The organism is Streptomyces sp. NPDC056527, from assembly GCF_042794475.1.
GTDB lineage: Bacteria > Actinomycetota > Actinomycetes > Streptomycetales > Streptomycetaceae > Streptomyces.
In genome coordinates this window covers 1-19,021 of sequence record NZ_JBHTTQ010000023.1, presented here as the reverse complement: position 1 = coordinate 19,021, position 19,021 = coordinate 1, and the positions used below count along the sequence as shown (strand labels likewise).

Sequence of the window (19,021 nt, the reverse complement as noted above, 5' to 3'; positions counted from 1 at the left end):
GCGCACACCACACCTTTGGTGGCAGTCTGCCAAGCAGTAGATACTCACAGCTACGCAGCCGACAGCCGGAGGTGCAGTTTCCGTGGCGTCCAACGTCAACCCCACCGTCAGGCGACGCCGATTGGGCCAGGAGCTGCGCCGGCTCCGGGAAGCGAAGAACATGACGGCCGAGCAGGTCGCCGAGCGTCTCCTCGTCTCCCAGTCGAAGATCAGCCGCCTCGAGAACGGCCGTCGTTCCATCAGCCAGCGCGATGTCCGCGACCTCTGCGGGGTGTACGAGGTCGAGGACGAGCGGGTCGTCGAGTCGCTGATGCAGATGGCCAAGGACTCGCGTCAGCAGGGCTGGTGGCATGCCTTCGGCGACATCCCGTACAGCGTCTACATCGGCCTGGAGACGGACGCCGAGAGCCTGCGGGTGTACGAGCCGCAGATCATCCCCGGCCTGCTGCAGACCCACGGCTACGCGGAGGCCGTGATCAGCGGCGCGCTACCGGAGTCGAACCCGACCGACATCGACAAACGGGTCACCGTCCGCACCCGGCGCCAGGACCGGATCAAGGACGAGGAGCGACCGCTGCGGCTGTGGGCGGTCATCGACGAGGGCGCGCTGCGCCGGGTGGTCGGCAACAAGCAGCTGATGATCCAGCAGCTGGAGCATCTCGTCGAGCAGTCGCAGCTGCCGCATGTGACCGTTCAGGTGCTGCCGTTCGAGATGGGTGCGCATCCGGGCATCAGCGGGCATTACGCGATCCTGGAATTCCCGGACACTTCCGACTCCAGCGTCGTCTACATCGAGGGCGTGACGAGCGACCTCTATCTGGAGAAGGCACAGGATGTCGCGAAGTACAGCGTGATGTACGAGCACCTGCGGGCGCAGGCCCTGAATGTGGAGCAGACCCGGGAGTTCATTTCGGACATCGCGAAGACGTACGCCGCCGGTTGAGAGCGGAAAACGGTGGCCCTTCCGAATTCTCCGATTCGGCCCTGAAAGCAGCCATTCGGCAGGGGCCCGACGCGAAGAGGCCCGTACGGTACACCCCGGACTCGTCCCAACGGAAGGGCAGTTGGAATATGCCATCCGGTCGGGTGAACGCCGCCCCCACACGGCGGACCCGACGAGTAGCGTCGATCACGCCAGCATGAGTTGGCGCGACACACTACTGGCAGAACCGGAGTGAAGAACATGGCGATTATTCAGGGCGCTACGGACACCTGGACGAAGTCCTCGTATTCCGGCGGTAACGGGGCCTGCGTCGAAGTCAAGTCCCCCCTCATGACCGCGATCGCGGTCCGGGACTCCAAGGCCCCCGAGGGTCCGTCCATCGCTTTCGGCTCGGCGTCCTGGAACGCCTTCGTCGGTGAAGTGAGCAACGGGGCGCTCTGAGCCCGCCTGTTCCGAGCACCACGGTACGTACGGAAAGAGCCCTCTCGACCGGTCCGCCGTCCTGGCCGAGGGGGCTCGGCCATGTCCTCAGCGGAGTCGGTCCACGTACTGGTCCGTGCCCGGCACGGTCGGAATGAACGGCGCGACCAGTTCGACCCGTCCCCCCTCGCCGCCGACCGTGTCCAGGTCCGCGAAGTGCTCCGCCCAGCAGGCGCGGGGGTCGCGCTCCAGGAACCACAGCAGGGTCAGCCGGTTGTCGACCCCCTCGACCTGCTTCACGTACGTCATGCGGTCTCCGGGCAGCGGCGTCGGCCGGAAGACGGTGACCATGGCGGCCGGTGAGCCGGCGAGGCGCCTGGGCAGTTCGCTCGACCGCAGCCGTTCGAGCAGTTCGGCCCTCCGCTCCGGCCCGTCGGTGTCGACGACCTGGAGGACGAGCCCCTGGTAGGGGTGGTCGAGGGCGTGGAAGTCCCGCGGCCCGGCCGCCCCGTCGCGGTACACCGTGGCCTCGTGGTCCTGGAAGGCCGTGAAGACGTGCGTACGGTCGCGGTAGACGCGGGCGTCGCGGTTGAGCCGCTTGTTGATGGCGACGGTCCACTTCATGTGCTCGTCGTAGCGGCCCTCGGTGACCCAGTAGGTGGAGAGGTAGCAGCCGGCGGTGACGGGCTGGGCGACGGCGGACTTCTCCGGGGTGCGCAGTTCCTGGAGGTCGCGGGTGGCGACCCAGCGGCGGCCCGCGAACATCCAGGGCATCGCCATGGCGCCCGCGTAGTAGTGGTCGTCCTCGTACCAGCGGTTGTAGGCGTACTCGTGGCCCGGGTGCGGCTCGACCATCGTGATCAGCGCGTGGCCGGGGTGCACCCCGTACGGCCCGACGGCCGCCAGCTCCGCGTACGTCTCGTCACTCATGCCCGTACCCCTTCCCTTGTCCTCCGGAGGCTCCTACTCTGACGGGTCGTCAGATCGATCGCCAGAGTCGGGAGGCACCCGGATGCTGCTTCAGGGAAAGACCGTGGTCGTGTCGGGTGTCGGCGCCGGACTCGGCCACCGGATCGCCGAGACGGTGGTGCGGGAGGGCGGCAACGCGGTCCTCGGCGCGCGCACCGAGGCCAATCTCGCCAAGTCGGCGGCCGGGATCGACCCCGGCGGACGGCAGACCGCCCACCGGGCCACCGACATCACCGACGAGGCGCAGTGCGAGGCGCTCGCCGCGCTGGCGCTGGAGCGGTTCGGCGCGATCGATGCCGTGGTCCATGTCGCCGCCTGGGACAGCTACTTCGGCGGGATCGAGGACGCGGACTTCGCCACCTGGCAGGGGGTCCTGGACGTCAATCTGCTCGGCACGCTGCGGATGACCCGGGCCTGTCTGCCGGCGCTGAAGGAGCGGGGAGGTTCGGTGGTCCTGATCGGTACGCAGTCGGCCGTGGCCGCGCCCTCACAGGTGCGGCAGGCGGCGTACGCGGCCTCGAAGGGGGCGCTGACCTCGGCGATGTACTCGATGGCGCGGGAGCTGGGGCCGCACCGGATCCGGGTCAACACCGTGCTGCCGGGGTGGATGTGGGGCCCGCCGGTCCAGGCGTACGTCCAGTTCACCGCGCATACGGAGGGGGTCGCGGAGGACGAGGTGCTGGCGCGGCTCACGGAGCGGATGGCGCTGCCCGAGCTGGCGACGGACGGGGACGTGGCGGAGGCGGCGGCGTTCCTGGTCTCGGACCGGGCACGGGCGATCACCGGGCAGTCGCTGCTCGTCAACGCGGGAGAGCTGATGCGGTAGCACCCCGCGGGCGGAGACCGGGCCGCACGGTACGCGACGGCGTACCGTGCGGCCCTTTTCACCCCATCTGGATTCATGGACGTGAACGCAGGTCAGTAAGGAGAACGATTTTACTTGCTCTTGACCCTCCACCGCGTTGTCCTGGCCCGTCAACTCACCACACCATGAACGGCGTTCACAAGGCGGACCGGACCCCTGGAGGGGGCTCAATGAACAGTCTCGACTGGGCCGTGCTCATCGGCTATTTCGGCGTCATGGTCGCGATCGGCGTCTGGTCCCACAAGCGCGTGGACAACGTCTCCGACTTCTTCACCGCCGGCGGGAAGATGCCCTGGTGGCTCTCCGGCATCTCGCACCACATGTCCGGCTACAGCGCGGTGATGTTCACCGGGTACGCCGGCATCGCGTACACATACGGCGTCACGTCCTATGTCACCTGGTCCTTCCCCATCGCGATCGGCATCGCCATCGGCGCCCATCTCTTCGCGCCCCGCCTCAACCGGCTGCGCTCGCGGCTCCATGTCGCCTCGCCGCTGGAGTATCTGAAGAACCGGTACAACCTCCCCACACAGCAGGCCCTCGCCTGGTCCGGGGTGCTGCTGAAGATCGTCGACGTGGGCGCGAAGTGGGCGGCGATCGCCACCCTGCTCTCCGTCTTCACCGGGATCTCCCTCAACCAGGGCATCCTCATCACCGGCGTGATCACCGGCATCTACTGCACGGTCGGCGGCCTGTGGGCCGACGCGCTCACCGAACTCGGCCAGTTCATCATCCAGTTCTTCGCCGGCATCGCGATGCTCGTCGCCGTCCTCGCCGAGCTCGGCGGGATCAGCGCGCTGTGGGACGTCTGGGACCGGCCGGAGCTCCAGGGCCACACCGCGCCGACCGCCGGCCCGTACACGCTGACGTTCCTGCTGGCGTACCTCTTCATCAAGACCTTCGAGTACAGCGGCGGCATGTGGAACCAGGCCCAGCGCTACATGGCCACCCCCAACGCCCGCGAGGCCACCCGCTCCGGCCGGCTCTCCGCGGTGCTGTGGTTCGTCTGGCCGCTGGTCCTCTTCTTCCCCATGTGGGTCGCGCCGCTGCTCGTCGACCCGAAGAAGCCCGACGCGTCCGACAGTTACGCCCTGATGACCGAGCAGCTGCTGCCGCACGGACTGCTCGGCCTGGTCATCGTCGGCTTCTTCTCCCACACCATGGCCATGTGCTCCTCGGACGCCAACGCCATCGCGGCCGTCTTCACCCGCGACATCGCGCCCGTCATGAGCAAGGCGGCCCGCGGCTGGACGCAGCAGGCCGGACTGATCGCGGCGCGCTGGTCGACGATCGCGTTCCTCGGCCTGTCGATGGCGGTCGCCACGCAGGTCAACTCCCCCGCCTTCAAGGACATCATCACCGTCGTCATCAAGTGGGTGGCCGGACTGATGGGGCCGATCGCGATCCCGTTCATGCTGGGCCTGCTGAAGACGTTCCGGAAGTCCGGGCCGACGGCCGCCCTCGTCTCCTGGGCGGCGGGCCTGTTCGCCTTCTGGCTGACCAACTACGGCCTGGACGGCATCGAGCTGCAGATCCAGATCGTCTCGCCGCTCGCGACCTCGCTGATCCTTTACGTCCTCATCGGCTTCATCAAGCCCGAGGACACCCCGGAGCGCGACGAGATCCTGGCCAGGATCAACCAGGACCCCGACGAGGACGGCGGCGCCGCCGTCCCGCCGCAGGCCTCCGGCGAGCCCGCCGGTCAGCCCCTCGGGTAGCGGGCCAGCCAGCCCGGGTGCGACTCCGAGGGACTGTGCAGGGCGGCGCCCTGCGTCATCTCCATCGCGAAGTCGTCGGCGAGCTCCAGGATCGTGGAACGGCCCTCCAGTTCGGCCAGCCAGGCCGGCGGGAGGGCCGTCTCGCCGTGCAGGGCGCCGAGCAGCGCCCCCGTGACGGCTCCGGTCACCGCGGACGGGCCGTCGTGGTTGACCGCGAGCCGCAGCCCGTGGCGGATGTCCTCGCCGACGAGGGCGCAGTAGACGGCGGCGGCGAGCTGGCACTCCGCCCGGTCCTCGTCCGCGCCGAGATCGGTGACCCGGCCCGCGTTCGGCATCCCCTGGCGTACGGCCCCCAGGGCCTGCTGGAGCGCGGCGGTGACGGGCTCGTGGCCGGGGCGCTGGGTGAGCTGGGCCAGCGCCCGCTGCACCGACCCGTCCACGCTCTCGCCGCGCGCGAGCCCGTGCACGACGACGGCGAGCGCGCCGGCCGCCAGATACGCGGCGGGGTCGCCGTGCGTCTGCGCCGCGCACTCCACGGCCAGCTGGCACACCAGCTGCGGCTCCCAGCCGACGAGGAGGCCGAAGGGCGCGGAGCGGACCAGGGCCCCGGAGTCGGCCGCGTCGGGGTTCTTGGGCTTGTCGAGGGTGCCGAGGAGCTCGTCGCCCAGACCGGTGAGGCAGGCGCGCGCGGGGTCGCGGCGGGCGTAGAGCCACTCCTCCCGGGCCAGCCAGCCCAGGTCCGTACGCCGCTCGTCGGGACCCCAGTCGCGCTGCGTGGCCGCCCAGCGCAGATGGGCGCGGTGGACGTCGGTGGGCGGGTGCCAGGCGCCGGTGTCGCGGCGGACCTGGGCGCGTATCAGTCCGTCGACGGTGAAGAGGGTCATCTGGCTGGCGGCGGTGACCGCGCCGCGCCTGCCGTGCGCGGGGACCGGCTCGGTGAGCCCCTCGGCGCCATGAGCGGTCCTGATCGCCTCCAGGGAGAGCGTCGCGACACCCGCGCCGAAGGCGTCGCCCACGGCCCCGCCGAGGAGACAGCCGCGGACCCGGGCCCGGAAGTCCTGCTGTTCGGCGCGGCCCCACACGGCCGCAGCGCTCGTGGTCACGACGTGCCCTCCCCCGGAAACCCTCGGCGCACAGATCTCGCAGCACTGTAATCGACCGAGTTCGCGCATTCGCAGGGCGGAACGTTTTGCGATCGGACGCCCTTCGGGCCGGTTTTGATCACAGTTCACCCGAGCTCGCGGCATCGATTCGCCCGGGTCGTCGAGGGCGGCTTCGCCCTCGACGACCGGCGCCGACCCCGTCAGTCGCCCAGCACCGGCAGCAGCTCCGGCAGATGGCCGTCCGAGGACTCCGCCGTGCGGACCCGCTCCTCCGCCACCTCGCCGTACAGCGTCGTGCGCGGGCGGGACGGCCTTCCCGCCGCCTCCGCGATGGCGACGAGGTCCCGGATCGAGCGGTACGAGCCGTAGCCGGAGCCCGCCATGCGGGAGATGGTCTCCTCCATCAGCGTGCCGCCCAGGTCGTTGGCGCCCGAGCGGAGCATCTCGGCGGCGCCGTCCGCACCGAGCTTCACCCAGCTGGTCTGGATGTTCGGGATGTGCGGGTGCAGAAGCAGCCGTGCCATGGCCGTGACGGCGCGGTTGTCGCGGACGGTCGGGCCGGGGCGGGCGATGCCCGCGAGGTAGACCGGGGCGTTGGTGTGGATGAAGGGCAGCGTCACGAACTCCGTGAATCCACCCGTTTCCTGCTGGATCCGGGACAGCGTGCGGAAGTGGCCGAGCCAGTGCCGGGGCTGGTCCACATGCCCGTACATCATCGTGGACGAGGAGCGGATGCCCAGCTCGTGGGCGGTCTTCACCACCTCGATCCAGGTGGCCGTCGGCAGCTTGCCCTTGGTGAGGACCCAGCGGACCTCGTCGTCGAGGATCTCGGCCGCCGTGCCGGGGATCGAGTCCAGCCCGGCCTCCTTCGCCGCCGTCAGCCACTCGCGGATCGAGAGCCCGGTGCGGGTCGCCCCGTTGACGACCTCCATCGGGGAGAAGGCGTGGACGTGCATCCCGGGCACGCGCTCCTTCACCGCCCGCGCGATGTCGAAGTAGGCCGTGCCGGGCAGGTCCGGGTGGATGCCGCCCTGCATGCACACCTCGACCGCGCCCACGTCCCACGCCTGCTGGGCACGGTCGGCGACCTGGTCCAGGGACAGGGTGTACGCGTCGGCGTCGGTGCGCCGCTGCGCGAAGGCGCAGAAGCGGCAGCCGGTGTAGCAGACGTTGGTGAAGTTGATGTTCCGCGTGACGATGTAGGTGACGTCGTCGCCGGACACCGCGCGGCGGACGTCGTCCGCGATCCGGGTGAGCGCGTCGAGCGCCGGGCCGTCCGCGTGCAGCAGGGCGAGGGCCTGGTCGTCGGTGAGCCGGGTGGGGTCGTCGGCGGCGACCGCGAGGGCTTCCCGTACGTCCGTGTCGATGCGCTGCGGGACCATGCCGGGGGCCGCGGCCTCGCGCAGCGCCTCCCAGTCGCCGTAGACCTCGTCGAAGTCGTCGCGGCGGTCGTGGGTTCGGCCGGTGGTGTCGATGGTGCGGTGCAGATCGGTACGGCCGGCGGCCGTGAACGCCTCGTCCGGCTCCTGCCACGGCAGTCCGCGCACCTCCGCGTCCGGGTCGGCCAGACCGGTCTCCGGGTCGGCGAGCGCGCGGACGTGCGGCAGCAGCCGGGGGTCGAGCCAGGGCTCGCCCCGGCTCACGAACTCCGGGTAGACACAGAGCCGTTCGCGCAGCTCGAAGCCGGCGGCGCGGGACTTCTCGGCGAGGGTGTCGATCTGCGGCCAGGGCCGCTCGGGGTTCACATGGTCGATCGTCAGCGGGGAGACCCCGCCCCAGTCGTCGATCCCGGCGCCGATCAGCCGTCCGTACTCCTCGTCGACGAGGTTCGGCGGGGCCTGGAGGCACGCGGAGGGGCCCATGATGTGCCGGGCCACGGCGATCGTGGCGACCAGGTCGTCGAGCTCGGCGTCCGGCATCCCGCGCATCGCCGTGTCCGGCTTGGCGCGGAAGTTCTGGATGATCAGCTCCTGGATGGAGTGGTAGGCGCGGGAGACGCGGCGGAGCGCGAAGAGGGACTCGGCCCGCTCCTCGTACGTCTCGCCGATCCCGATGAGCAGTCCGCTGGTGAACGGCACGGAGGACCGGCCCGCGTCCTCCAGGACCCGCAGCCGCACGGCCGGCTCCTTGTCGGGCGAGCCGTGGTGCGGGCCGCCCGGCTCGGACCACAGCCGGGTCGCGGTCGTCTCCAGCATCATGCCCATGGACGGGGCGACGGGCTTGAGCCGCTGGAAGTCCGTCCAGGAGAGCACGCCGGGGTTGAGGTGCGGGAGCAGTCCCGTCTCCTCCAGGATGCGGATCGCCATGGCCCGTACGTAGGCGAGGGTGTCGTCGTAGCCGTGCGCGTCGAGCCATTCGCGCGCCTCGGGCCAGCGGTCCTCGGGCTTGTCGCCGAGCGTGATCAGGGCTTCCTTGCACCCCATCTCGGCACCGCGGCGCGCGATGTCGAGGACCTCGTCGGGGGACATGAACATCCCGTGCCCGGCACGGCGCAGCTTGCCCGGCACGGTGACGAAGGTGCAGTAGTGGCATTTGTCCCGGCAGAGCCGGGTGAGAGGGATGAACACGCTCTTCGAGTACGTGATGACACCGGCCCGCCCGGCGGCCTCGAGCCCCGCGTCCCGCACCCGCCCGGCGGACGCGGCGAGATCCTCGAGGTCGGCGCCCCGCGCCTGCAGCAGTACGGCAGCCTCGGTCACATCGAGCGCCACCCCGTCCCTGGCCCTGCGGAGGGCGCGACGCATGGCGTTCTCGGTGGGCCGTTCCGCCTGCCCGGGCTGCTGATCCGTCATGGAACGAGCATACGAGCGGCCCCTGCGGTTGAGTACGCGTACTCAACCGCCACCTGCCCGCGGGCCCTACGATGAGCCCGCACTTTTCCGTTCGGGATCTTCGGGGGACCACTGGTGGCGCTCAACGCCAAATGGGATGAACTGTTCGGATCGGGCAATTCCGGTACCGGGATGACACTGGCGTCCGTGGCACCCGATCGGAGCGGAGGCAGTGGAGGCCCGGATCTGAAGGCCGACGTGGGGCCCTGGACCAAGTCCGGCGGTGTCGCCGCTGAGTTGCGCCAATCCACGTCCACCTCGCTGACCGATCTGACGACGGCGAACGACGGGGTGGCCGGCGCCACCGCGGGGTTCGCCTCCAGCAGCACGCTCACCACGATCACGGAGACCTGGAAGACGCGGCTGACCGCCGTACGCGACGAGTGCGGCCGGCTCGAACCGGCCCTCAAGAACGCCGGCCGCGACTTCGGCGAGCGCGAGGTCGACACCGAACGCAAGATCAAGGCCGCCTCACCGCCGTCCGCGCAGAAGAAGGAGGGCTGATCCGCCGTGCCCACCTGGCAGCAACTGCGCGACGTCAAGCTTTCCGAGTACACCGACGCGGCCGACGGCTGGGGCCGGATATCCAGCCGGTCCAACGCCGACAAGGACCGCGTCGACAACGAGATGGTCGGCAAGATCAGGGGCACCCAGAAGGGCGACACGGCGACGGCCGCCGTCGGGGACCTGGACCAGCTGTCCCGCAACTACCAGTACCTGAACACCGAGTGCGGCCTGATACGTACCGCGCTGAACGGGCTGGCCTCGGAGCTCGCGGCCCCGCAGCGGAAGCTCAAGCAGGCCCTGGAGGACGCCGAGAACCTCAAGTTCACGGTCAATCCAGACGGTTCGGTCACCTATCCGGAGGGCGGCGAGAACTTGATCGACAAGAAGCCGCTGCCGGGTGGCAGCGCGCAAGGGTCCCAGTTCGGCTTCCTCTCCCCCACCGGCCCGCCGCTCCAGCGGTATCCGAACTCGCCGCTGCTCAATCCCCCCGGCCAGTTCCCGGGCTTCGGCGGCGGCAACCCCAACCAGGCCAAGGCGCAGGCCGTCGCGAACTCGATCGCCGCGGCCGTCCGGGAGGCCAACGAGATCGACGGCCGTTACTCGGACGTCCTGGCCCAGTTGAAGGCCGAGCCCGGCCTCAAGGTCGACAACAAGACCCTCGCCGACACGGCCGCCGACACCAAGCGGCTCCAGGACGCGGCCGGCAAGTACCTGGACGACGACAAGATCCCGCACGGCAAGTCTCCGAAGGAGAACGTCGAGTGGTGGAACGGCCTCACCCAGGAGCAGCGCGACGAGTACGCCACCCTCTACCCCGCCTCCGTCGGCGCCCTCGACGGCCTCCCCTCCGCCTTCCGCGACGACCTGAACCGCGTGGTCTTCACGGAGACCAAGGCGAGGTACGAGGTGGAACTGGCCGCCATGCCGCCGGAGCCGAAGCCGAAGCTGGTCTCCCACGGGGCGCGCGGCGGCATGGTCTACAGCCAGGAGTGGCTGGACTGGCACAACAAGTACGAGGACCGCAGGGACGACCTCAAGGACAAGCTGGCCGGCATGAACGCCATCGAGGGCCGCCTGGAACCGCGACCCGGCATGCCGGAGGGGTACCTGCTGAAGTTCGACGGGGAGAAGGACGACGGCCGGGTGATCCTGGCGGTCGGAAACCCGGACACGGCGGACCACACGTCGGTGTACGTGCCGGGAACGACGACGAAGCTGGAGGAGATCGACGACAACCTCAAGCGCACCGACGCCCTGTACAACAACGCGAAGAACTTGGACCCGAACGCCTCGTTCTCGACCATCACGTGGTTCGACTACAACGCGCCGAACAACATCCCCGAGGCCACACTCAACGAGTACGGCAACTCGGGCGCCCCGGCCCTGCGCCACTTCATGAGCGGCCTGGAGACCGTCCAGGGCGGCCCGGACAAGTCCCACACCACGCTCATGGGCCACAGCTACGGTTCCACCGTGGCGGGCATGGCCACCAAACTGGAAAGCGGCCCGATCGCCGATGACATCATCGCGGTGGGCAGCCCCGGCATGCAGGTCGAGCACGCGAGTGACCTGGGGGTGGGCAAGGAACACGTCTGGGCGATGGGTGGCGGCTTCGACGACATCCTCGTGCGTCAAGGCGGCCGGCTCGTCGGGCACGGCGAGGGCGGCAACATCCCCACGGACGAGGACTTCGGCGGAACCATCATGAGGAGCGGGGCGAAGGACCACGGGGACTTCTGGACCGACAAGTCCAGTGTCAACAACCAGGCGGCTGTCATCGCCGGCAAGTACGACAAGGTGACCCTTGACTAAGCGATTCGCATGGACCGTGCCCGCCCTGCTGGCGTGTGCGCTGCTGACGGGATGTTCGACCATGGAGAAGAAGACCGCCGAGGTGCGCGACAGCGGGCAGATGCAGGCGGGGACGCAGCGCACGTCCAGCCAGATCCTGGACATGATCGGCCTGAAGGGGAAGGTGACCGAAGGGGGTCCCCTGCCGCTGCCGTGCGACAGCTACGGGGGCGAGGTGGAGCAGATGGACCACCCGTGGAGCATCTACGACCTTCCGTACGCGGAGCTGGAGCAGGCCTACAACCGCATGCGCACCACCCTGCCCGCGAAGGGCTGGAAGGTCACGCAGGACGGCCCGGACGAGAGCGCCGCGAAGACGCCCACGCTGCGAGCCGACTCGCCCGACGGCGACTACGCGGTGGAGCTCCAGCTCATGGACGAACGCAACAACCCGACGGCCAAGACGAAGGCCTTGATCTCCGTCTCCGTCGTCTCCCGCTGCTTCCAGCCCGGCTGACGCCGGGCTGGGCGCCCGAGCCCGGCCCTCCGAGCCCTGGTACGGATCCGGGCCGCCCGGCCGGGCCGTGACGTCCGTCAGCGGACTCAGAGGTACTGCGCGTACTCGTCCAGCACCCCCAGCACCTCGCTCTCGTCCCCCGGTGGCAGCTGGAGCACCACCTCCTCGCAGCCCAGCTCCGCGTAGTGCGCCAGCTTCCCCGGGTTCGGCAGGACCGCGTAGGGGACGACCTGGAGGGTCTTCGGGTCGCGGCCGGCCTTCTCCCAGGTCTCGCGCAGCACCGGCATCGACTGCGTCAGGCCGCGGCCGCCGATCGGCATCCAGCCGTGCGCGTACTCGGCGATCTGCGCGAAGAGCCTGGGGCCCGCCGCGCCGCCGAGGAGGGTGCGCGGCGCGCCGCCCGCCGGCTTGGGGTAGGCGTGGGAGGCCCGTACCGACACCCCGAACTCGCCCTTGTACGCCGTCGGTTCATCGGCCCACAGCGCTCGCATCAGCGCCATCCGCTCCCGGCCGAGCTCGCGTCGTGTCGCCCACTCCACGCCGTGGTCGGCGGCCTCCTCCTTGTTCCAGCCGAAGCCGATGCCGAGGGTGAAGCGCCCGCCGGAGAGATGGTCCAGAGTGGCGATCTGCTTGGCCAGGACGATCGGGTCGTGCTCGGTGATCAGGGTGATGCCCGTGCCGAGTTCCAGCCGTTCGGTGACGGCGGAGGCCTGGCCGAGGGCGACGAAGGGGTCGAGGGTACGGCCGTACTCCCGGGGCAGTTCGGTGCCCGCCGCGGGGTAGGGGGTGGTCCGCTCGATCGGGATGTGGGTGTGTTCGGGCAGGTAGAGCCCGGCGAAGCCCCGCTGCTCCAGCTCGCGCGCGAGGCGCAGCGGGGTGATGGTCTCGTCGGTCAGGAAGATCGTGGTCGAGATCCGCATAGCGGCACGGTAGGGGCTGCGGACGCGATTTCCGAGAGGTGCGGCGCTACGGGCCTCTTGCGTTGTCCGGGAGTTCACGGCTTCATACGAGGGTGCCGGACATGAGCGAACCGACCAGACGAACGCTCCTGACGACGAGCGTCGCCTCCGCCTTTACCTTGGGAACCGTGAGCTTCGCGCACGCCGCCGACCTCCCCGGCGACACCCCTGACGACGCGCCCGGCGGCGACCGTACGCAGACCGTCAGCGGCACGCTGCCGCCCGGCTCCCCCGACTTCGTGTACCTCCCGGTCGAGATCCCGCGCGGGGTGCGCGAGATCCATGTCTCGTACGCGTACGAGCGGCCGGCCGTCCCCGCGGGGACGCAGGGCAACGCCCTGGACATCGGCCTCTTCGACCAGCGCGGCACCGAGCTCGGCGGCAAGGGCTTCCGGGGCTGGTCGGGCGGGGCGCGCAAGGACTTCTTCGTACGGTCGGACGCGGCGACCCCGGGGTACGTCGCGGGGCCGGTAGGCGCCGGCACCTGGTTCGTGGTGCTCGCCCCGTACACCGTGGCGCCGCAGGGGCTCATGTACTCGGTGACCATCACGCTGCGTTTCGGCGCCTCGCTGCCGACCCCGAGACCCGTGTACCCGCCGGAGCGGGCCAAGGGCCGTGGGCGGGCCTGGTACCGCGGCGACAGCCATCTGCACACCGTGTACTCGGACGGGCGCCGCACACCGGCCGAGGTCGCCGCGCTCGCGCGCGCCGCCGGGCTCGACTTCCTGACCACCACCGAGCACAACACCCACGCGGCGCACGGGGCGTGGGCCGAGCTCGCCGGGGACGACCTGCTGATCCTCCTCGGCGAGGAGGTCACGACCCGCAACGGCCATGTGCTGGCGCTGGGTACGGACCCGGGCACGTTCGTGGACTGGCGCTACCGGGCGCGGGAGAACCGCTTCGGGCACTTCGCGCGCGAGATCCGCCGGGCGGGCGGGCTCGTCGTCCCTGCGCATCCGCACGCCACCTGCATCGGCTGCAACTGGAAGTTCGGCTTCGGCGACGCGGACGCGGTCGAGGTGTGGAACGGCCCCTACACCCCGGACGACGAGGTCTCGCTCGCGGGCTGGGACGCGGCGCTCGCCAAGGGCCGCTGGACCCCCGCGATGGGCAACAGCGACGCACACCGCGACCCCGATCTCGTCGGCACCCCGCAGACCGTGGTCCTGGCCGACGACCTGAGCCGGAAGGCGATCCTGGCCGGCCTGCGCGCGGGCCGTTCGTACGTCGCGGAGTCCTCGTCCGTCTCCGTGGACTTCACGGTGACGGACGGGCGGGGCCGCTCGGCGGGGATCGGCGAGCGGCTGCGGGTGCCGGCGGACGAGCCGGTGACCGTCCGCCTGTCGGTGGCCGGAGCCCCGGAGGGCTGCACGACCCGCTTCGTCACGGACCAGGGCGTGCTGCACACGGCGCAGGCCACGGGTCCGGTGGAGTGGGTGACGACGGCCGCCTGCGCCTCGTACGTACGGGCCGAGGTCCGCCGCCCGGCGACGCTGCCGCCGCTTCCGGGCGCGCTCGTGGCCTTCACCAACCCGGTGTTCCTGGAGGCCGGCGGGGTCAGCCCTGGTACTCGGTGAGGTCGATGGCGTAGACGCGCAGCGGGACGCCGAAGTCCGGGTGCTCCGTCTCACGCTCCGGGGTCATCCCGAGCTTGTGGATGACCTTCTCGGAGCCCGCGTTGGAGATGTGGGTGATGGCGACGACCCGGCCGAGGCCGCGGTCCTGGAGCGCGAACTCCAGGGCCGCGTGGGCGGCCTCGGAGGCGTACCCCTGCCCCCAGAAGGGCCGCCCGAGGCGCCAGCCGATCTCCACCTCGTGGGCCAGCTCGGGCAGGAACCGGGGCACGGAGAGCCCGGCGAAGCCGATCAGCTCACCGGAGCCGAGGAGCTCGACGGCGAAGAGCCCGAAGCCCTCGTCGTCCCACTCCTCCTCCCACCGCTCGATGTCCTCGGCGGTCTCCTCCAGATCACGGACCGATCCGTCGCCGATCCAGCGCATCACCTCGGGGTCGGCGTTGATCTCGGCCATGGGGACGAGGTCGTCGTCGGTCCAGCGGCGAAGGAGGAGGCGGGGGGTACGGATCTCGGTCATGCCTCCATGGTCTCGCACCCCACCCACCGCGGCCGTCTCGGCCCGCCCTTGACCTCGACCTTGGTTGATGTACGAGGCTCGTCGCATGGACACGGACACCGCTGACGTCACCCGTCTCTTCGACCGCTACCTCCGGTCCCTCGACGACCGAGGCGCCTTCGACACGGCCTGGGCCGCCTCCTTCTTCACCGAGGACGCGACCACCTCGACGCCCGCCGGGGACGTACGGGGCCGCGAGGCCGTCGCCGCCAACGTGCGAATGGCCATGGGGCTCTTCGACCGGACCGTGCACTTCGGTTCGAACTACCTCGTCGACGTGGACGGCGACCGCGCCACCCTCCTCGGGAACCAGCTCTCCACCCATGTACTCGCCGACGGCGGCGGGTTGTTCCTGTCCGGCGGGCGGACGGAGAACGAGCTCGTGCGCACCCCCGACGGCTGGCGCCTGTCCCGGGCCGATCTGCGCATCGCCTGGACGCAGGGAAATCCACCTGTGCTTCCGTAGCCCGGCTGCTTGGATGACCGGCATGCTGAACCGACTCGAGACGTACTACGACACCGTCCCCCGATCCGCCGCCCGCGCCGAGGAGTTCGGGCCGCTCACGCTCTTCGTACGGGAGGGGGCGGGGTGGCCGTACTACGCGCGGCCCGCGCTCGGGCACGGCGGGGAGGTGAGCGTCGCCGAGGTGGAGCGAGTGCGGTCCCGGCAGCGGGAGTTGGGGGTGCCCGAGGCGTTCGAGTGGGTGGCGGAGACGACGCCGGGGCTGCGGGCGGCCGTCGAGAAGAGCGGGCTGGTCGTGCACGAGCATCCCCTGATGGTCCTCGAAGGCGGGGGCGCGACCCCCGCACCGCCCGAGGGCGTCACCGTGCGGATGGTCGGCGCCGACGATCCCGCCCTGCCGAGCGCGGCCGCCGCCCCGTACGCGGCCTTCGGGGTCGCGCCGTCGCCGGACGCGGCGGCCCAGCTCGCAGACCGGATCGCCGCGGGCCTCACCCGTCTCGCCGCCGCGCTGGACGCGGACGGCACCGCGCTCTCGGCCGGCCAGCACCAGCCCGTCGGGACGGTCTCCGAGGTCGTCGGCGTCGGTACCCTGCCGGCCGCCCGCCGCCGCGGCCTCGGCCTCGCGGTCACCGCGGCCCTGATCGCCGACGCCCGCGCCCGCGGTGTGGAGACGGTCTTCCTGACGGCCACGGACGCGACCGTGGCCCGCCTCTACGCCCGTCTCGGCTTCCGTACGATCGCCACCGCCCTGATCGCGGAACCGGCCTCCTGAGAAGAAATCTCCGGGGACGTGTCACATCCGCGTCGCGCGCTCCGTCAGTGCAGTGAAGCCGACAGGAACGGCCCCACTGGAACACGGACCGCTGAGGAGCGATCACCATGCCGTACGAGATCACCCCCCGGATGACGAACCCCGCCTACGTTCTCGCCGACGCCGCGCCGGCCATCCAGAACCTCGTGAAGGCCACCCGTCAGGGCGGTGTCCCGGAGTCGACGCTGGAGCTCGTGCATCTGCGGGCCAGCCAGATCAACGGCTGCGGTTTCTGCGTCGACTACGGCGTCAAGAGCGCCAAGAAGGCCGGGATGAGCGACGAGAAACTGTTCGCCGTCGCCGCCTGGCGCGAGGCGCCGTACTTCTCCGAGGAGGAGCGGGCCGCGCTCGCGCTGGCCGAGCACGCGACGCGGCTCGCCGACACCTCGGACGCCGTGCCGGACGAGGTGTGGGACGCGGCGGCCGACCACTACGACGAGAAGCAGCTCGCCGCGATCGTGCTGATGGTCGCCGTCACCAACATGTTCAACCGCATCAACGTCACGGTGAAGCAGCCGGCCGGCGTCGGATTCTGACCGGCGTCTGCCGCGCCATCGGCGCGTCGATCGGGTCCCCGGACTCGATCGAGAACCCCTCGCGTTCGTAGCCCGCCGGCGCTACATGGTGGCGGCGCCGGCAGGGACGACACCCTCCGTCGCGAGCACCGTCGCCGGAAGGCACACGTACGCCGTGATGCCGGTGCCGTCCGTCGGGCGTAGCTCGACCTGCGCGCCCAGCCGGGCGGCCAACCGGCCGACAACGTAGTGGCCGAGCTGCCGGGTGGGCGCGACCAGGAAGCTCTCGTCGCCCGCCAGACGGGCGTTGGCCCGTGCAAGCGCCTCCGCGCCCATGCCGACGCCCCGGTCCACGACGGCCAGGCAGTACTCGTCGAGGTCCCGCCAGCCGTACACCTCGACCGGCAGTTGGACCGCCGAGTAGACCAGCGCGTTCTCGATCAGCTCGGCCAGCAGGTGCGACAGGTCGGCGACGGCGTCGCCACGGACGCGGCAGGCTTCGATGTCGGCCGTCGCCACCCGCCGGTACTGCTCGACCTCCGCGACCGCCGACTGCACCACCTCCCGGATGGTGACCGTGCCCGGCCAGGCCCGCTGTGGCTCGTGCTCGCCGGCGAGGACGAGCAGCGATTCGGCGTTGCGGCGCATCCGGGTGGCGAGGTGGTCGAGCTCGAAGAGCTCTCCGAGCGCCTCCGGGTCGATCTCCTGGCTCTCCAGCGCGGTGATGAGTCCGAGCTGGCGGCGCAGCAGGCTCTGGTTGCGGCGGCCGAGGTTGGCCAGCGACTCGGAGGTGTTGCGGCGCAGGGCGGCCTGCTGTGCGGCGAGGCCGACGGCCGTGCGCTCCACGTTGCGCAGCGCGGCCGCGAGCTGGGTGATCTCCTGAGCGCTGCCGGGCACGGGTGCGTCGGGGCGGCACGGAAGTGGAGTGGCCGCGGTCCCCGAGCCCGCGTCCGCTTCCTGGATGCGCTGCACCGCCTCCCGCAGCCGTACGCCCGCCACCTCGTCCGCCTCCTCGGCGAGCGCGCCGAGCGGGCGTGTGATGGAGCGCGCGGAGAGTACGGCGAGGGCGGCGGCGACCGCCACGATCAAGAAGCCGAGGCCGAGGAATCCGGCGAGCTGCCAGGTGGCCGCCGCGCTGAGCTCCCCGGCCCGGGTCCGGGCGTCGGCGCCGACGGAGCGCTGCACGCCGTACAGGTCGTCCACGAGGACGGTCATCGACCGCCACCACAGGTCGGGGTCGACGGCGAGGCGGGAGCCGTCGCCCGCCGCCGCGGCCCGCTTCTCCAGGTCTGCGGCGCGGCGGGCATCGGTGGTGGCGAGGGCCTTGTCGAGGGAGGCGCGCTGGTCGGCGGTGGCGGACTTGCCGAACTGGCCCAGGGCGGCGACCCGGGAGGCCCGCACCTCGGCGAAGGCGAGGTATTCGTCGGTCCGGAAGCGTCCGGCGGCGAAGACCCCGTTGAGGGATCCGCGCTCGAGGGCCACGGACTCGGTGGCGTCGCCGAGCGCCCGCAGAGCGTCCATGGCGTCGCCGAGGGCCCGGTCGCCGCCGGCGGCGTCCGCGGTGTGGCTGCGGGTGAGGGTGGCGATGGCGTCGGTGTAGAAGGCGAAGGTCTCGCTGCGCGAGCCTCCTTCGTCGACGGACGAGCGTACGGCGCCGAGCCGATCGAGCGGGTCGGTACCGGGCAGGTCGCCGAGTGCGGTGCGGGCGGTGTCGGAGCGGGCCCGCTGGGCGTCGAGGTCGTCGCGGTACTGGCGGGCGCCGCCGAGGAGCCCGTTGCCGAGCCCGCGCTCGCGCTGGAGCTCGTGGACGAGGGCCTGGACGGCGAGGACGCGGTCGACCCGGTCGTGGGTCTCGCGTGCGGCGGCCCAGTCTCCGGCGCGGTCGGCGACGGCGAGGCCGGTGAGGACGAGGAGCAGGCAGGTGGGTACGGCCAGGACGACGGTGACCCGCCCGCGGATGGTGCGCCAGCCGGGGGTCAGCCGTGCGAGGTGCCGTAGGGCGGTTGCTGTGGGAGTCACGCCGTACGACGTTATGCGCGGGCCCTCGGTCCGCGATTTCCCCACCGTAAGGGGGCGGTTGCGCTCCGCTCACGATCGAGGCTTCGAACGGGATGCGGCCCGGGTCATCCGCTCGTAACCCGCTGTGCGGCGAGCGCGTTGGGACCGGTATGAAGAAGATCCGTAACCTGGCCCTGACCGGACTCGCCCTGGTCGGGAGCATCGGCGCCGCCGGGTCCGCCGTCGCCGACACGGCCGACCTCGGCAACGCCCACCTTCCCTCCGTCGTCCCGCTGAGCGGTCTCCTGGACCCCCAGGAGAAGCCGGCCCCGGCGGCCGACACGGTGGTCGAGGGGCTCCTGCCCGGGCGCTGACGGAGTCGGACGAAAACGAGGTGGGGGGGCCGGGCGGCCGGGCCGCCCCCCCGGGGGGTGCTGTAACAGGGGGGGGCCCCCCCCGCCCCCGTGCGCCCCCACCC

General features: G+C 71.1%; 18 protein-coding genes. 12 read left to right on the top strand and 6 right to left on the bottom strand.

Features of this window, described 5'->3' with window-relative positions; genetic code table 11:
• The first annotated feature begins 82 nt into the window (after nt 1-82).
• The gene (locus tag ACFQ7Q_RS14660; RefSeq protein WP_383554211.1) at nt 83-943 is read left to right on the top strand and encodes a helix-turn-helix domain-containing protein; all 861 of its coding nucleotides are present in this window, start codon (nt 83-85) and stop codon (nt 941-943) included.
• Nucleotides 944-1,183: 240 nt separating this feature from the next.
• Nucleotides 1,184-1,384 carry a DUF397 domain-containing protein gene (locus tag ACFQ7Q_RS14655; protein ID WP_383554208.1) on the top strand — a complete coding sequence of 67 codons (201 nt, stop codon included), beginning with the start codon at nt 1,184-1,186 and terminating at the stop codon, nt 1,382-1,384.
• Nucleotides 1,385-1,471: 87 nt separating this feature from the next.
• Here ACFQ7Q_RS14655 and ACFQ7Q_RS14650 read toward each other — a convergent pair whose 3' ends face one another.
• On the bottom strand, nt 1,472-2,293 hold the full coding sequence (locus ACFQ7Q_RS14650; RefSeq protein WP_383554206.1) for a hypothetical protein: 822 nt from the start codon (nt 2,291-2,293) through the stop codon (nt 1,472-1,474).
• 82 nt (nt 2,294-2,375) lie between these two features.
• Here ACFQ7Q_RS14650 and ACFQ7Q_RS14645 point away from each other — a divergent pair, with 82 nt between their 5' ends.
• Both ACFQ7Q_RS14645 and ACFQ7Q_RS14640 read left to right on the top strand, forming a co-directional pair.
• Complete coding sequence (locus ACFQ7Q_RS14645; protein WP_383554203.1) at nt 2,376-3,158, top strand: SDR family oxidoreductase; 783 nt, start codon at nt 2,376-2,378, stop codon at nt 3,156-3,158.
• A 209-nt stretch (nt 3,159-3,367) separates the two neighbouring features.
• The gene (locus tag ACFQ7Q_RS14640; RefSeq protein WP_383554200.1) at nt 3,368-4,915 is read left to right on the top strand and encodes a sodium:solute symporter family protein; all 1,548 of its coding nucleotides are present in this window, start codon (nt 3,368-3,370) and stop codon (nt 4,913-4,915) included.
• Here ACFQ7Q_RS14640 and ACFQ7Q_RS14635 read toward each other — a convergent pair.
• Nucleotides 4,900-6,018, bottom strand: a complete 1,119-nt coding sequence (locus ACFQ7Q_RS14635; protein ID WP_383554197.1) for an ADP-ribosylglycohydrolase family protein — start codon at nt 6,016-6,018, stop codon at nt 4,900-4,902. The genes ACFQ7Q_RS14640 and ACFQ7Q_RS14635 overlap by 16 nt on opposite strands.
• A gap of 200 nt (nt 6,019-6,218) precedes the next feature.
• Nucleotides 6,219-8,810 (bottom strand): bifunctional FO biosynthesis protein CofGH, encoded by a 2,592-nt coding sequence (locus ACFQ7Q_RS14630; RefSeq protein ID WP_383554195.1) that lies wholly within the window; start codon nt 8,808-8,810, stop codon nt 6,219-6,221.
• Nucleotides 8,811-8,996: 186 nt separating this feature from the next.
• Between ACFQ7Q_RS14630 and ACFQ7Q_RS14625 the strand changes: the two genes are divergently transcribed.
• Genes ACFQ7Q_RS14625 through ACFQ7Q_RS14615 form a run of 3 tightly spaced genes read left to right on the top strand, consistent with a single transcriptional unit; the run spans nt 8,997 to nt 11,664 of the window.
• Nucleotides 8,997-9,353 (top strand): hypothetical protein, encoded by a 357-nt coding sequence (locus tag ACFQ7Q_RS14625; RefSeq protein ID WP_383554191.1) that lies wholly within the window; start codon nt 8,997-8,999, stop codon nt 9,351-9,353.
• A gap of 6 nt (nt 9,354-9,359) precedes the next feature.
• Nucleotides 9,360-11,168 (top strand): alpha/beta hydrolase, encoded by a 1,809-nt coding sequence (locus ACFQ7Q_RS14620; RefSeq protein WP_383554188.1) that lies wholly within the window; start codon nt 9,360-9,362, stop codon nt 11,166-11,168.
• A complete protein-coding gene (locus tag ACFQ7Q_RS14615; RefSeq protein ID WP_383554185.1) occupies nt 11,161-11,664 on the top strand; it encodes a hypothetical protein in 504 nt (167 codons plus the stop codon). Before ACFQ7Q_RS14620 ends, ACFQ7Q_RS14615 begins: the two co-directional genes overlap by 8 nt.
• Before the next feature lie 86 nt (nt 11,665-11,750).
• Here ACFQ7Q_RS14615 and ACFQ7Q_RS14610 read toward each other — a convergent pair whose 3' ends face one another.
• Complete coding sequence (locus ACFQ7Q_RS14610) at nt 11,751-12,584, bottom strand: LLM class F420-dependent oxidoreductase (protein ID WP_383554182.1); 834 nt, start codon at nt 12,582-12,584, stop codon at nt 11,751-11,753.
• 101 nt (nt 12,585-12,685) lie between these two features.
• Here ACFQ7Q_RS14610 and ACFQ7Q_RS14605 point away from each other — a divergent pair, with 101 nt between their 5' ends.
• A complete protein-coding gene (locus tag ACFQ7Q_RS14605; RefSeq protein WP_383554179.1) occupies nt 12,686-14,203 on the top strand; it encodes a CehA/McbA family metallohydrolase in 1,518 nt (505 codons plus the stop codon).
• Here the strand turns inward: ACFQ7Q_RS14605 and ACFQ7Q_RS14600 are convergent.
• A complete protein-coding gene (locus ACFQ7Q_RS14600) occupies nt 14,184-14,717 on the bottom strand; it encodes a GNAT family N-acetyltransferase (RefSeq protein ID WP_383554177.1) in 534 nt (177 codons plus the stop codon). The genes ACFQ7Q_RS14605 and ACFQ7Q_RS14600 overlap by 20 nt on opposite strands.
• A gap of 85 nt (nt 14,718-14,802) precedes the next feature.
• Between ACFQ7Q_RS14600 and ACFQ7Q_RS14595 the strand changes: the two genes are divergently transcribed.
• The 3 genes from ACFQ7Q_RS14595 to ACFQ7Q_RS14585 all read left to right on the top strand — a co-directional run bounded on the left by ACFQ7Q_RS14595 (nt 14,803) and on the right by ACFQ7Q_RS14585 (nt 16,566).
• On the top strand, nt 14,803-15,222 hold the full coding sequence (locus tag ACFQ7Q_RS14595; RefSeq protein ID WP_383554174.1) for a nuclear transport factor 2 family protein: 420 nt from the start codon (nt 14,803-14,805) through the stop codon (nt 15,220-15,222).
• Between the two features lie 13 nt (nt 15,223-15,235).
• Nucleotides 15,236-15,991: a GNAT family N-acetyltransferase gene (locus ACFQ7Q_RS14590; RefSeq protein WP_383554171.1), complete on the top strand. Its 756-nt coding sequence runs from the start codon at nt 15,236-15,238 to the stop codon at nt 15,989-15,991.
• A gap of 107 nt (nt 15,992-16,098) precedes the next feature.
• A complete protein-coding gene (locus ACFQ7Q_RS14585; RefSeq protein ID WP_383554168.1) occupies nt 16,099-16,566 on the top strand; it encodes a carboxymuconolactone decarboxylase family protein in 468 nt (155 codons plus the stop codon).
• Between the two features lie 81 nt (nt 16,567-16,647).
• Here the strand turns inward: ACFQ7Q_RS14585 and ACFQ7Q_RS14580 are convergent, their stop codons facing one another.
• Entirely contained in the window at nt 16,648-18,564 is a 1,917-nt protein-coding gene (locus ACFQ7Q_RS14580) for a nitrate- and nitrite sensing domain-containing protein (RefSeq protein WP_383554165.1), read from the bottom strand.
• A 149-nt stretch (nt 18,565-18,713) separates the two neighbouring features.
• On the opposite strand from ACFQ7Q_RS14580, the gene ACFQ7Q_RS14575 reads away from it, so the two are divergent.
• Entirely contained in the window at nt 18,714-18,917 is a 204-nt protein-coding gene (locus ACFQ7Q_RS14575) for a hypothetical protein (RefSeq protein ID WP_383554163.1), read from the top strand.
• Nucleotides 18,918-19,021: the final 104 nt, after the last annotated feature.

Coding starts and splice junctions, on each gene's coding strand:
- ACFQ7Q_RS14655 (WP_383554208.1), top strand. CDS start 1,184: ATGGCGATTATTCAGGGCGCTACGGACACCTGGACGAAGTCCTCGTAT.
- ACFQ7Q_RS14650 (WP_383554206.1), bottom strand. CDS start 2,293: ATGAGTGACGAGACGTACGCGGAGCTGGCGGCCGTCGGGCCGTACGGG.
- ACFQ7Q_RS14645 (WP_383554203.1), top strand. CDS start 2,376: ATGCTGCTTCAGGGAAAGACCGTGGTCGTGTCGGGTGTCGGCGCCGGA.
- ACFQ7Q_RS14640 (WP_383554200.1), top strand. CDS start 3,368: ATGAACAGTCTCGACTGGGCCGTGCTCATCGGCTATTTCGGCGTCATG.
- ACFQ7Q_RS14630 (WP_383554195.1), bottom strand. CDS start 8,810: ATGACGGATCAGCAGCCCGGGCAGGCGGAACGGCCCACCGAGAACGCC.
- ACFQ7Q_RS14610 (WP_383554182.1), bottom strand. CDS start 12,584: ATGCGGATCTCGACCACGATCTTCCTGACCGACGAGACCATCACCCCG.
- ACFQ7Q_RS14605 (WP_383554179.1), top strand. CDS start 12,686: ATGAGCGAACCGACCAGACGAACGCTCCTGACGACGAGCGTCGCCTCC.
- ACFQ7Q_RS14600 (WP_383554177.1), bottom strand. CDS start 14,717: ATGACCGAGATCCGTACCCCCCGCCTCCTCCTTCGCCGCTGGACCGAC.
- ACFQ7Q_RS14595 (WP_383554174.1), top strand. CDS start 14,803: ATGGACACGGACACCGCTGACGTCACCCGTCTCTTCGACCGCTACCTC.
- ACFQ7Q_RS14590 (WP_383554171.1), top strand. CDS start 15,236: ATGACCGGCATGCTGAACCGACTCGAGACGTACTACGACACCGTCCCC.
- ACFQ7Q_RS14585 (WP_383554168.1), top strand. CDS start 16,099: ATGCCGTACGAGATCACCCCCCGGATGACGAACCCCGCCTACGTTCTC.
- ACFQ7Q_RS14575 (WP_383554163.1), top strand. CDS start 18,714: ATGAAGAAGATCCGTAACCTGGCCCTGACCGGACTCGCCCTGGTCGGG.